The sequence below is a fragment of the Streptomyces sp. NPDC028298 genome, assembly GCF_055565895.1.
Genome location: NZ_JBVHTL010000004.1, coordinates 89,350 through 101,734 on the forward strand (window position 1 = coordinate 89,350; position 12,385 = coordinate 101,734).

The following is a 12,385-nucleotide window of genomic DNA, read 5'->3' on the forward strand; positions in this document are numbered from 1 at the left end:
CTCGCTCCCGCCGCCCTGCCCGGACGGGCCGACGGCCTACAACGGCGTCGTCACCGTCATCGGCTCCCCGTCGCCCAGGTGCAGCAGACCCTTGCCGGGGGCGACCGGACCGCCGACCATGCTGCGGTTCGTACGGATGCCGATCAGCTCACCCGCCGAGGAGTCCTGCGGGGACAGCAGGATCCCGCGGCGGCCCTTCTTCATCTCGACCTGCCAGCCGGAGAACCCGCTGCACACGTCCTCCTCGTCACCGGCGATGACCAGGCCGAGACCGCGTTCGCCGCCGCGCTGCACGATCCGCTTGAAGACGGTCTCGGCGTCACAGTCCTCCAGGACCTCACCGTCGTCGACCAGCACCACGATCGGTTCCTCGGGCGTCGCCGAGTCGATGGCCTCGCGCAGATCGTCGCTCTCGATGTCGTCCTCGTCGAAGACCTTCAACACGCCCTCCTGGCCGTCCAGTTCGCGCAGCGGGGAAGGGCGGGGCGCCGCGACGACCAGACGCACGCCCTGGGCCAGGTACGAGCGGGCCATGTTCATCAGCGTCGTACTGCGGCCGGATTTGGCGGGGCCCGCGACGACGAACGTCGGCACGCCCTGGGAGAGGTCCGGGCCGAAGCCCTGGACGTCGTCGCCGCCGATGCCCACCAGGCTCCACAGCCGGGAGCGGGAGGCCTCCGGGTCGCGCATCTCCCAGGCGTCGGCGAAACCGATCCGGGTGGGCAGCACGTCGACCCGGAACGGGCGCCGGGCGCGCGGCAGTGCGGCGTCCCGCGCCGCGGCCGCCTCGCCGATCGCGGTGAGCGCCGCGGCCTGGCCCTGACCGGTGGAGTCCTCCGTGAGCAGGGCGAACTGGGTCTCGGTGCCGTGCTCGTTGCGGTAGCCGCGGCCGGGCGGGATCTCCTCGGGGATCTTGCGCGCGTTGACGCCGATCAGCGAGAAGTCGGAGCGGTCGGCGAGCCGCAGGGCGTACTTGTCCTCGGTGAGCGAGCCGATCCGGGTGGAGAGGATCTGGCGGTCGCCCGTCATCACCAGGTGCAGTCCGACGCTCGCGCCCTCGCGCATCATCGCGGTGAGCTGGTCGGTCAGATCGCCGTGGTCGTACTCGCCGAGCGTCGGCAGCCAGCCCTCCCACCGGTCGAGCAGCACCACGATGTGCGGGAGCCGTTCGTCCTCCCCGGACGCGGCCCGCTGCTCGCCGATGTCCGCGAAGCCCTTGTCCGCCAACAGGTCCTGCCTGCGGGTCAGTTCACCCTTGAGGCGGGAGATGAGGCGGACCACGCGTTCGGTCTGGTTGCGGCCGACGACGGCGCCGCAGTGCGGCAGCCGGGACAGCGCGTTGAGGGCGCCGTTGCCGCAGTCGATGCCGTACAGATGGACGTCGGCCGCCGAGTGGGTGCGGGCCAGCGAACCCGCGATCGTCCGCAGGATCTGCGACCGTCCGCTGCGGGGCGCGCCGCCGATGAGCAGATGCCCGAAGGAGGCGAAGTCCACCACGACGGGCCGGCGGGCCTGGTCGGCGGGCAGGTCCTCGACGCCGTACGGGGCGGGCGGCAGTCTGCCCGGACCGCCGGAGAACGCGGGCGCGGCGATCTCGTCGAGCAGCAGCGTCTCGGCGAGGGCGGGCAGCCAGGGGCTGTGCTGGGGCGGGATGCCGAGGGCGCTGTTGGCCTCGCGGACCGCGTCGACCAGCACCTTGAGGTCGGTGATCTCCCCCTCCTCGCGCTGCTCGGCCCTCGGCTTGACCAGCGCGGCCCGGCCGAGGTCCGACCAGTCGAGGGGGCCCGCCCAGGGCGCGAGCGCCGCCGGATCGGCGGCACCGGGCCGGCGGCCACCGACGCGGCCCGACTGGAACGGTACGAGCGAGGCGTGCCCGAGACGGACGTACGCGCGTCCCGGTGTGCTCTTGGAGATGTGCCCAGCCTCGGGGGAGTCGATGACGTCGCTCGACTCGCCTCCGTCGGTGACGCGCAGCGCTATCCGCAGGTTGGTGTTGGCGCGGATCTCGGGGGACACGACACCGCTCGGCCGCTGGGTGGCCAGCAGCAGGTGGATGCCGAGCGAGCGTCCTCGCTGGGCGATGTTGACCAGGCCCGTCACGAAGTCGGGCAGGTCGCGCACCATGGAGGCGAACTCGTCGATGACGATGAGGAGCCGGGGCACGGGCGCGTGCGAGGGGTCACGGCGTACGAGGTCCTGGTAGTCCTCGATGTCCTTGGCGTCGGCGGCGGCCAGGATGTGCTCGCGCCGCTTGAGCTCCGCACCGAGCGATTCCAGTGCCCGCTCGACGAGATGGGCGTCGAGGTCGGTCACCATGCCGACGGTGTGCGGGAGCTGGACGCAGTCCTTGAACGCCGAGCCGCCCTTGTAGTCGACGAGGACGAACGTCATGTTCTCGGGGGTGTTGGCCACGGCCAGCGACGCCACGATCGTCTGGAGCAACTCCGACTTTCCGGAGCCCGTCGTGCCGGCGATCAGACCGTGCGGGCCGTCGCGCCGCATGTCGATGCCGAACGGACCGTCGTACGACTCACCGATGACCGCCGTCGTCGACTGCCCGCCCATCCGCCAGCGCGCGCTGATCGCGGCCCCGGTCGGGGGCTCCAGTTGGAGGACGTCGAGCAGCCGGCTGGCGCCGGGCAGGGCCGAGTCCTCGGTCTCGCCGCTGATGTCGCGCAGGGCGGACAGGGCGCGGGCGAGCCGGGAGCACCAGGCGGCCGACACGAAGTCGGGCCGTACGTCCCGTACGCGGGCGACGCCCGTCTGCTGCACCCGCAGCCGCAGTTCGAGGGCCTTCGAGGTGCCGGTGGCGGAGTCGTCGGTCGCGGTGGCGTGCCAGGCGTGGAAGGAGGGGAAGCCGCCGGGCGCGGCCGGCGCGGTCCGCACGGGCGCCTGCGCGTCCGTGTGCTCCTCGGGCCTCGGCTCCGCGATGACGATGGCCTGGCACTCGCCGGGCAGGAACCGCTCCTCGGCGTCCAGGCAGATCGCGTACATGGACATGGCCGGGCCCTCGCGGAGCAGCCGCACCACGCCCGGCATGGACCGCAGCCGGCGGGAGCCGTCCCACACGACGACGATGTCCGGATCGCTGAACGAGGCCTTGTTGCCGTTCTGCTTGGCGGCCTTCTGGCGGGCGTCGAGGAGCTGGGTCAGCTCGCCGATCCGGGCGCCGACCGTCTCGGCGTCCGTGCCGATGAGCACGTTGGCGTCCTGGGCGCCGGCGGGCCTGCTGTGCGGGAGCCAGCGCACCCAGTCCCAGCTCTCCTGGCCGCTGCTCTCCGTCAGGACGTAGAACTGGACGTCCAGCGGGCTGTGCAGCACCGCGGTCTGCGCGACGGCCCAACGGCCCAGCGCCTGGGCCGAGTCACCGGGTCCGGCGATGCCGACGACACCGCGTTCCGCGAGCGGGAGGGAGACCGGCGCGTCCTCGATGGTCCAGGTGACCTGGCGCTTGTGGTCGTCCTGCTCGGGGTCGTCGAGCACGACCTCGGAGGGGAGTTGGCCGGTGCCGACGCGCAGCAGCAGATGGTCGGCGTCGGTGCGGCGCCGCTCCCACAGCCGGGTGCGCGGGCCGGTGCCCAGCGACAGCACGGTCGCCGGATCGGGGATCGCGCGGCGCCGGTCGAGCCGTTCGGCGAGCAGCGCCTCCTGGGCGTCCTTCTCGATCCGCGCCTTGTGCTCGTTGTACTCCTTGACCTGCTTGGCGTGGGACTTGCGGCCCTGCTTCTTGTCCATGAAGTAGTTGCCGAGCATGATCAGCGGGCTCAGCAGGGCCATGATCATGTAGTACCAGCGCCCGAAGACCAGCACCATGACGACGGCACTGACCAGCGGTGTCAGCGCCATCAGCCAGGGCAGCGGCCGGGCCTCGTAGTCCCGTACCGGGTTCGGCAGCCGGAACTTCGTCTCCCGCTCGGGCGGGTGCAGCCGCGGGGGCCGGTTGTAGTCGAGGCCGGCGCCGTCGTCGGACCACTTCAGGGCGGCGTCCGGCTGGGTGTAACGGTCGAGCTGGAGAAGGGTGTTGCCGACCGCGACCTGGCCGCCGAGGGGCCAGCCGTCGTCCTCGCGCTCCTCGACGGGCTCGCCGTCGAGGGTGACGCCCTTCTTCTCCCCGTGCACGGTGACGCCGCAGGTTCCGTCCGTTGCGACTGACAACGTCAGCGCCCTTTGCGGAAGTTCGGGATCGTCGATCCGGATGTACGAGGCCGCCCCGGCGCCGATGTCGTACCGGCCGATCCCGAGCCGGTGCACGGCACCCGCCGACGGACCGCCCGCCACCCGCAGTTCGACCAGCCCGGTGGGCTCGCCGGGCAGACAGCCGGCCGGGTCGTGCAGGCTCACGACCGCGCCCTCGCGCAGTGGCGAGGTGGCGATGGTCGCGGCCGGATCGACGGGATGTCCGTCCACGTACGCGACCGGCGCGCCGCCGCCCGCGGCCCCCTGGTGATGGCCGATGGGGATGATCTGCGCACCGCCGCCGTGACCGACGTGTGCCGCGAGCTCTTTGGCGATGTCCCCCACCGAGGACTCGGGATCCGCGTCGAGAACCACATCGGCGGTGGCCCCGCCGAGCGGGTCGACGACGGTCAGAGTCAGCCGCACGCTCGTCCTCCCCCAGACACCGAAGGCCGCTTCCGGAACGCGGGCCACAGTGCTCTCGAGCCTATCCGCTCACCGCTTCCCGCAGGCAACGGCCCTTGTGAGAGAACGACGAAGACCCGGGCCGCGAACGGCCCTTGGTGCGCGCTCGTGACACAACCGGGGTGTGCGCCTGCAAGCGCCGTAAGTAAGCTGCATGCTCAATGCGGACGATCGCACCATCCGCATCGGGAGCCACGGGGGTTGGCCCTGGGGCGAGTTGAAGCATGGAGGACGCCACATGGCCGGCGGCAAAGACGCGGACATCACTTACGAGAAGATGCGGCACGCTGCGAAGCGACTCGGCCACGAGAAGGAGAAGATGGAGGACAAGCTCCACGGCCTCGACAGCTACATCGACGGCCTCGTCGCGGACGGCTACACGACGTCCAAGGGCTCCCAGGCCTTCGACGACTCCTTCAAGGAGTTCACCAAGGGAATGAAGGACACCCTTGAGGGCCTCAAGGGGATGGCCAAGTTCCTCGAGGACGCGGCGAAGGCGTATGAGGACCTGGATGATCAGCTGGCGAAGGGTGTCAAGGGCTGACAGCCGGACCTCGCGGACCGCACCGGGGCGACGGGGCGCGCCAGCGCCCGGTCGCGCCCGTGTCCGGTCCGCTTCGCAGTGATGGAGACCGAGCGACTGCTGAGCAGGAAGTCTGAAAACCGTGGCGGACAGGACCCGATACGACCTCGATCTGATCAAGGATTGCTCGGACTCGCTCTACCGTATTCACCGTGAGTTCGACCAACACGGCAATCCCGCCGACGGCTATGGCGACGACCTGGGCAGCGACAGGCTCCGGGACGTGTTCGACGACTTCTCGGACACCTGGAAGAAGAACCGCAAGAAGCTGATGAAGGACATCGAGAACCTGGCCAAGTACACCGCCGAGGCGGCCAAGGCGTACGAGGACATCGATCATCAGCTCGCGGAGGCGCTCAGGAACGCCAAGAAGAGCGATCAGAAGGGGAAGCCGTGACAGCCCGTCCCAGGGACTGGACGCCGATGTACGACTCCGATCCCGTGCCGGGTGATCCGCACGAGGTGGCACGGCTCGGCAAGAAGCTGCGCGGCATGGCCGAGGAGATCGACAAGCAGGCCCGGAACATTCGGGCGCTGGCTTCCGTCGACGGCTGGGACAGTGACGCGGGCCGAGCCTTCCACGAGACCGCGGGCGACACGGCGGGGCGGCTGAAGCAGGCGTACGACCGCTACGACGAGGCTTCGAAAGCACTTGGAACCCAGGTCAGGGACGGTGAGTCGGACGAGTACGCCGGCGAACTGCACCGCGCCCAGCGCATGGCGGACGGGGCCCTGGACGATTTCCGTGCCGCGGAGGTCGATCACAAGGCGGCCCTCAAGGTGCTGGAGCCGTACACCGGCACCGTTCCGTCCCAGGAAGACCATGTCGAGCGCACGAAGCAGGAGAAGAAGCGGGACGACGCCGCACATCTCATGGCGGTGGCGCGTAGCAAGATCGAGTCCGCCAAGGAGATCCGTGACGATGCGGCGAAGCGGGCCGCCCACCGGATCAAGAACGTGATTCATCACGATGGGGTGCATGACCCTGGCGGCATCATGAACTGGATCGCGGACCACGCGGACTGGATCTCGACCGCCGCCACGGTTCTGGCGGTGGCGGCGCTGATCGCGGCAGTCGTCCTGTCCGGCGGCACGCTCGCCATCGTCCTTGTCGCACTGGCTTCCGCGGCCAGCGCCACGGCTCTGTCGGGCCGGTTGTACGACGTCTTCGCCCGGGGCGGGAAGTTCGACTGGCTGAAGATCACGTTTGATGTCCTCGGGATCATCCCGGGCCTTGGCGCGGTGAAGGGATTGTCGGCGGCGGCCAAGGGCTCGCGGCTCCTTGTCGCTCAGGAGGCCGTCTGGGCGGGCTTCACCAACGGCTTCGCCGTGAAGAGCATCAACCGGGGGGTCGGCCTCGCTTCCAAATACCTGGCCAAGAAGGGCATCACCAAGGTGAAGCTGCCCGCGAACGGGTTCGATCCCGAGGGCGTCACTCGCTTCATCAAGGGCGCCGCGTTCGGCAACGCGTATGTGCAGAGTTTGATTCGGCTCCGCGGCAGGTTCGGGGCGGACGACACGACGCACCCTGTCAGCCCGCCGCCAGGTGACACGCGGCCCACCCCCGCACCGGACCTGAGCCGCAGACCTTCGGGCCCGTCCGGAACTCCGTCGCCGACTCCGCAGCCCAGCCCTTCCCCGACTTCGTTTCATGCTGCACTGGCGCCTACTGGATAGGGAGAATTCACGTGGGTGACTATCACGCCCTCAGCCCCGGGCAATTCGTCGACGACCGGGGGACCGTGCATGAGATGGTCCCTTCGGAGGTCATCGCCGCCGTGCCCGCTGCCAAGGCTGCGGCCGAGCGGTTCGGACGAGAGGTGCGCTTCGATTTTCTCGATGACCGGGCCGTCCACTGGATGCTGTTCCAGCGACGCCAGGACACGGAGAAAGCCAGTGTTCTAGGCTGTCTCGCCGCGATTCCGCTCTTCGTATTCGGACTCGGGGCCTGGCCCTTCTGGGACTTGGTCGCCTCCGGCAAGTCCCGCCAGTTCCAGATCGCGTTCATCGTGGTCGACGCGCTGATCGTCTGCTCGTCGCTGGTGGGGACCTATCTGGTGCGGCGCCGGAGCCTGCTTGACCCGACCGACAGGAACGTACGGTGCAGGGCCCGCCTGTATCGCAAGATCGCCGCGATCGCGCGCCAGGGCGGTGCCGACGTTCCGCGCCTGTACCCGTACTACGGGATGTACGCGACGTCGCGAACGTTCTACCCCGATGCCCCTGAGCGTCCCGTCCCGGAGAAGGAACAGGCTCCATGACCACCGACATCGAGTTGTCGGCGTTCATACCGACGCACCCCGCGCCGCCCGCGCTGCGTGCCGACGACATCCACGTCCGTTGGGTGATGCCGGAGATCTTCCATGACATCCCGGTCCATGAGACGGACGACGACGAGGCCGTACGACTTTTGGAGGAACTCGCCGACAAGGCGCTCCCGGACGCGGCGGACGACGACAGGACGAGGTTCGCGGTCATCTGCGCACTCGGATTCGACGACCTGCTGGCCGCAGGCGTCGAGTACGCAGGGATCTGCGTGACGGCCGTCGACGAGACCCCCTGCAGCGCGACGGTATTCGCGTCCCTGATGGACAGCCCGGAGGTCGACGGGGGTGTCCAGGCTGTGGTGAGGGAGATCGCGTCCACGTTCCGCCGGCTCGACGGAGCGGACGTGTCCGAGGTGGAACTCCCCTGTGGACCCGCCGCGGTGTGCATCGGAACGCGGGAATCGAAACTCACAGGTGAGCTGACCGAGTCGGGTCACAGCCTTGCCTTTCCGACCGGATACATCCGTGTCTACGTGCCCCTCCCGAACGGCACGACGGTCGCCATGGAGATGTCCACCCCCACGATGGAGGGCTGGGACCTGTTCTCCACCATGTTCGGCAACACGGTCAGCAGCATCCGCCTCTTCACGGCTGACGGCTCGCCGCTGATCACCGCGGGGACCGGTCGGTGAGCGTCACCGATCAGGCGCCTTCGGACTACCGGCTCCTCGTACCCCGGGACTGGTTCCGTGTCGATCTCACGCACGAGCGTTGGCGTCGCCAGTTGAAGACCTTCGTGGACAAGGAGTCGGAGGGAAGCCGAGTCCCCGCGGAGGTTGCCCGAAACGTGTGGGCAACGCTCCGCAACACCGCCGAGGGCAGCCTTGCTCAGGGCGGTCTGGAGTTCTTCCTGAAGACCGAGTCGCCCGGTTCGGCACTCCCCGCCTCGCTCCTGATCTCGTTGGTCATGACGCCTCGCGGACTGGCGCCGACGCCGGACGACTTCGCCTCGGAGCTGACCCGACGGATGGATTCCGATGCCGAGGTGGATGTCCGGGTACTGCCTGCGGGCGGGACGGTCCGAGCGATCACGCGGACGGCCATGGACTACCACGTGTGCATGCCCGGCGGTGTCGGCTACCTGCACCTGGCGTTCTCCATGCCACTGAGCGGCACCGAAAGCCCGATGGGGGACTTGTGCGATGCCATGGCTCACTCTTTGCGCTGGATCTGAGGCCGGGCTCGGGCGCTGTCGAGAGCCCTCGCGAAGGCCGTTGCCGACCAGGCCAGCGTGCAGGGGATCACGAGCGCTCCGCCCGTGACGGCTGTGCGGTGCCCTGTCACCGTACGCACGTCTTGCTCCCTCGTACGGACGTGCCGTCGGAGGTCTGCCACACGCCCTCGGCGGTCTTCTCCAGGCGCGTGTTGTACAGAACGTAGGCGTCGTTCCCGGCGGGTGTCCTGTCGACCTTCTTGGTCTTCCGGTCCTTGTTGTACGCCTTGGTCTCATCGGCGCAGTACGAGACACCGGCGGACTTGCTGTCGAAGATCTCGACCTTGGGGCTGTAGTACCGCGTGGTTCCCGTGTACGTGACTCCGATGTCCAGCCACTTCTGGACCCACTTGACGGAGGACGTCAGAGCCTTGCCCTTGTAGTAGAAGGCCAGGCCAGGGGTGTCCGAGGTGCCCTTGATGACGGCGTCGTTCATCGCCGTCTGGGCCCGCCCCGCGTCCGCCAGGACGGCGTCCTTCGTCGAGTCGCCCGTCTTCCACCCGTCGAACTCGTCCGTCACGTCGCTCGGGAGGGTGATGTCCGGTCGGTCGGCGTTGCCGGAAGGACTCGCGCTGGGGGCGGTCGAGCGCGTGCTTTCCTGATCCGCGCCCGCGATCTTGTCGTTTGCCTTCGGGGAGTCGTCCCCGCCGCCGCAGGCCGTCAGCAGCAGGGCTGCTGTCGCGGCGAACGCGGTGGCAACGGCCAAGGTGCGGCGCTTCACAGTGGGCTCCCGTGGGGCATCGGTTGAGTGAACTCCATCAAGGAAAATGACGGCGTTGGTGTGGTGCATGCGGAGTGCGGGTCCGGTTGCTCGCCTGGGCGTTCAGCCGAGGCGGTGCGTCGTCGCGAGTTGCCGATCGAGGGCGGTTTCCGGGCGGTCGACCATGGCTCCGGTGACAAGAAGTCGGCCCGGCGTGGCTAAGGAGTGCACGACTTGTCGGCCCTCTGCGAGGTGAGCTTCGTCGTCTGCCAGACGCCCTTGCCGTTCTTCTCGAGTCGCGTCGTGTAGAGGACGTAGGACTTGGAGGTGACGGCCGTCTTGATGACCTTGCCCGTCTTTCTGTCCTTGGCGAAGGCCTTGGACTGGTCCTCGCAGTACACGACCCCCGCCGAGGCGGAGCCGATGAGGTCGATCTTGGCGTTGTAGTAACGGTTCACGCCGGTGATCGAGTAGCCGTCCTTCGCGATGGACGTGACCCAGTCCCGGGCATCGGCCAGGGCGGTGCCGCTGTAGTAGAAGCCGAGAGCCGGCAGTTCGGCGTCGCCTGCGGCGATGGCGTGGTTGGTCGCATCGACCCTGCGCCCGACATCCGCGAGAACCGCGTCCTTGGCGGCGTCGCCGGTACTCCAGTTCTCGAACTTGTCGCTGAGATCCTTCGGAAGGGTGATGTCGGGCCGGTCCGTGTTGTCCGAGGCGCTCGCGCTGGGGGATGCCGTACGCGTGCTTCCTTGACCCGCGCCCGCGATCTTGTCAGTTGCCTTCGACGAGTCGCCTCCGCCGCCACAGCCCGTCAGGAACAGGACTGTTGTCGCGGCGAACGCGGTGGCGACGGGCAAAGTGCGGCGCTTCACAGTGGGCTCCCGTGGGACATCGGTTGAGTGAACTCGAGCAGGGGGAATGGCGGCATCGTGCGGTGCACGTTGGGAGTGCGTCAGGGGGCGGTCGACCGGGCCTTCGGCCGACGCGGCGCGTCTTCGCCGGCTATCTCGCGAGGGTGCTTTCGACAGGCCACCGCTTGACGGCCTGGAGCTTCTTGACGGTGCCGCGAGCGGCGTATGGCGGGCCGGGCGACCGCACGCAGGTCGTCGCCAGGGCACCGACGGTGAGTGCCCGGCTCTTAGGCCTCAGCGCGTGCACTTGGCGCTGCCCCGTTCGGAGACGAGCTGCGTCGTCTGCCAGACGCCGTTCTCGGCCTTCTTCAGGTGAGTGTTGTAGTAGACGAAGGAGTTCTTGGTCGCCGGAGTTCTGTCGACCTTCTTCGTCTTCACGTCCTTGTTGAACGCCTTGCTCTCGTCCGTGCAGAACGTGACCCCCGCGGATGTCGTTCCGTGGAGCGTCACGCTGGGACGGAAGTACCGAACGGTGCCGGTGTACGTGATTCCGGCGTCCACGAAGGACTTGACCCACCGAGCGCCGCCGACGAGGGCGTCGCCCTGCCGGTAGAAGGCGAGGGCCGGGTCATCGGGATTCGATTTGATGATGGCGTGGTTGGTGGCCGTCTGCGCGCGCCCCGCGTCCGCCAGGATCGCGTTCTTCGTCGCGTCCCCTGTCTTCCAGCCCTCGAACTCGTCCTTCACGTCGCTCGGGAGGGTGATGTCCGGTCGGTCGGCGTCGGTCGGTGCGCTCGCGGGCGGGGAGGCCGAAGCCGTGTTGGCGCGGTCCGATTCCGCGGTCTTCTCCGTCGCCTTCGGGGAGTCGCCCCCGCCGCCGCAGGCCGTCAGCAGCAGGGCTGTTGTCACGGCCGACGCGGTAGCAACGGGCAAAGTGCGGCGCTTCACGGTGAACTCCCCGTAGGACATCGGTCGAGCGAAGTCGGTCAAGGGCAATGACGGTATCCATGGGGCTCTTGGTTTCGCCAGGCGGAAACCCCGAGCTGGACGCGGGCATACGGGGGCGTTCCGGGGTGAAGTGGCGGTCCGTGGTGGCCTGATCGTGGTCCGGGACACATCCGTCCGAGCGGAGACGGACCCGCTTCCACATCCCACCCAGGGTTTGCGTTCGACACCTTCACATGAGGCGCCCCGTGAGGGGGCGGCCCCTTCGTCCCTGGGTGTTGTCCCCGCCTCCACCGCACCTCGTACGCTGACCCGAGTCGAACAGGTCGAACACACAGGCCGGTTCGCGCAGAGAAGGCAGAAGACGAACGACGCACCCGGGGGCGCCATGGACCGCTACATCGAGACTCTCACCGTCGAGCGCGGCGGCTTCCGGATCAAGGTGCCGGAATCGTGGTGGGAGTTCGACGTGCGGCCGGAGTCGCGGGACGACTCGATCCGGCGGATGGTGAGCGAGCGGATCGACGCGCAGCCGGAGCTGGCGCGGTACCGCGACACCTATATCGGCTTCCTGCGCAAGGCCAGCGCCGACGCCTGGAAGTCCGGTGCCCTCTACTGCGGCTGCATGGCGGAGTCGTTCGGCGGGGACACCCCGATCACCGGCTCGGTCACCGTCTCGATCGTCGGCGGCCGGGCGCAGAACGGTGAGCCCCTTCCCACGGACCCGCAGGCCATCGCGGCACAACTCGCCGTGCGGGAGGCGAAGAAGGAGGGCGACGCCTGGCGCAAGGTGACCACCGTCGAGATACCCGGCGTCGGTCCCGCCGCGCGGACGTACGGCATCGAGGACATCGTCGTCCCGGACGACAGCCTCCAGCGCACGATCCGGGCCGTGCTCATGCAGACGTTCATCCCGGTGCCCGGCCAGGCCGGCAAGGTCGCCCTGGTGGCCGGCAGCAGCCAGGTCCTCGACCTCGCCGACTCCTTCTTCGACGTCTTCGACGCCGTCACCTCCACGTTCCGCTTCGCGGACCGGTGAACGGACGGGAACTTCGCGTCCCGGGCGGCTTCCCGCGACCGCTTCCCTTTCTCATCCCCTGACGTCTCCAGTAACTTCGCTTGTGT

At 68.8% G+C, this 12,385-nt stretch carries 11 protein-coding genes; 7 read left to right on the forward strand and 4 right to left on the reverse strand.

Annotated features, from left to right (window positions below; genetic code table 11):
* Positions 1-36: 36 nt before the first annotated feature.
* Positions 37-4,602, reverse strand: a complete 4,566-nt coding sequence (locus ACZ4TO_RS19390) for an FtsK/SpoIIIE domain-containing protein (RefSeq protein WP_468024838.1) — start codon at positions 4,600-4,602, stop codon at positions 37-39.
* Positions 4,603-4,879: 277 nt separating this feature from the next.
* Between ACZ4TO_RS19390 and ACZ4TO_RS19395 the strand changes: the two genes are divergently transcribed.
* The 6 genes from ACZ4TO_RS19395 (at position 4,880) to ACZ4TO_RS19420 (ending at position 8,725) form a co-directional block, all read left to right on the forward strand.
* Positions 4,880-5,185, forward strand: coding sequence for a WXG100 family type VII secretion target (locus ACZ4TO_RS19395; RefSeq protein WP_078943692.1), 306 nt, complete (start codon positions 4,880-4,882; stop codon positions 5,183-5,185).
* 121 nt (positions 5,186-5,306) lie between these two features.
* Complete coding sequence (locus tag ACZ4TO_RS19400; protein WP_468024839.1) at positions 5,307-5,621, forward strand: hypothetical protein; 315 nt, start codon at positions 5,307-5,309, stop codon at positions 5,619-5,621.
* A 26-nt stretch (positions 5,622-5,647) separates the two neighbouring features.
* The gene (locus ACZ4TO_RS19405) at positions 5,648-6,901 is read left to right on the forward strand and encodes a putative T7SS-secreted protein (protein WP_468024840.1); all 1,254 of its coding nucleotides are present in this window, start codon (positions 5,648-5,650) and stop codon (positions 6,899-6,901) included.
* 11 nt (positions 6,902-6,912) lie between these two features.
* Positions 6,913-7,485, forward strand: a complete 573-nt coding sequence (locus ACZ4TO_RS19410; protein ID WP_468024841.1) for a hypothetical protein — start codon at positions 6,913-6,915, stop codon at positions 7,483-7,485.
* Positions 7,482-8,183 (forward strand): hypothetical protein, encoded by a 702-nt coding sequence (locus tag ACZ4TO_RS19415; protein WP_468024842.1) that lies wholly within the window; start codon positions 7,482-7,484, stop codon positions 8,181-8,183. The genes ACZ4TO_RS19410 and ACZ4TO_RS19415 overlap by 4 nt, the downstream gene beginning before the upstream one ends.
* Entirely contained in the window at positions 8,180-8,725 is a 546-nt protein-coding gene (locus ACZ4TO_RS19420; RefSeq protein ID WP_468024843.1) for a hypothetical protein, read from the forward strand. The genes ACZ4TO_RS19415 and ACZ4TO_RS19420 overlap by 4 nt, the downstream gene beginning before the upstream one ends.
* 106 nt (positions 8,726-8,831) lie before the next feature.
* On the opposite strand, the gene ACZ4TO_RS19425 is transcribed toward ACZ4TO_RS19420, so the two are convergent.
* The 3 genes from ACZ4TO_RS19425 to ACZ4TO_RS19435 form a co-directional block, all read right to left on the reverse strand.
* The gene (locus ACZ4TO_RS19425; RefSeq protein WP_468024844.1) at positions 8,832-9,485 is read right to left on the reverse strand and encodes a hypothetical protein; all 654 of its coding nucleotides are present in this window, start codon (positions 9,483-9,485) and stop codon (positions 8,832-8,834) included.
* Positions 9,486-9,682: 197 nt separating this feature from the next.
* The gene (locus ACZ4TO_RS19430) at positions 9,683-10,336 is read right to left on the reverse strand and encodes a hypothetical protein (RefSeq protein ID WP_468024845.1); all 654 of its coding nucleotides are present in this window, start codon (positions 10,334-10,336) and stop codon (positions 9,683-9,685) included.
* Positions 10,337-10,609: 273 nt separating this feature from the next.
* Positions 10,610-11,224, reverse strand: coding sequence for a hypothetical protein (locus tag ACZ4TO_RS19435; RefSeq protein WP_468024846.1), 615 nt, complete (start codon positions 11,222-11,224; stop codon positions 10,610-10,612).
* A gap of 424 nt (positions 11,225-11,648) precedes the next feature.
* On the opposite strand from ACZ4TO_RS19435, the gene ACZ4TO_RS19440 reads away from it, so the two are divergent.
* A complete protein-coding gene (locus ACZ4TO_RS19440; protein WP_382793772.1) occupies positions 11,649-12,299 on the forward strand; it encodes a hypothetical protein in 651 nt (216 codons plus the stop codon).
* The last annotated feature ends 86 nt before the right edge of the window (positions 12,300-12,385 follow it).

Excerpts from the sequence above, each read along its gene's own strand:
- ACZ4TO_RS19395 (WP_078943692.1), top strand. The coding sequence starts at position 4,880 with ATGGCCGGCGGCAAAGACGCGGACATCACTTACGAGAAGATGCGGCAC.
- ACZ4TO_RS19405 (WP_468024840.1), top strand. The coding sequence starts at position 5,648 with ATGTACGACTCCGATCCCGTGCCGGGTGATCCGCACGAGGTGGCACGG.
- ACZ4TO_RS19415 (WP_468024842.1), top strand. The coding sequence starts at position 7,482 with ATGACCACCGACATCGAGTTGTCGGCGTTCATACCGACGCACCCCGCG.
- ACZ4TO_RS19440 (WP_382793772.1), top strand. The coding sequence starts at position 11,649 with ATGGACCGCTACATCGAGACTCTCACCGTCGAGCGCGGCGGCTTCCGG.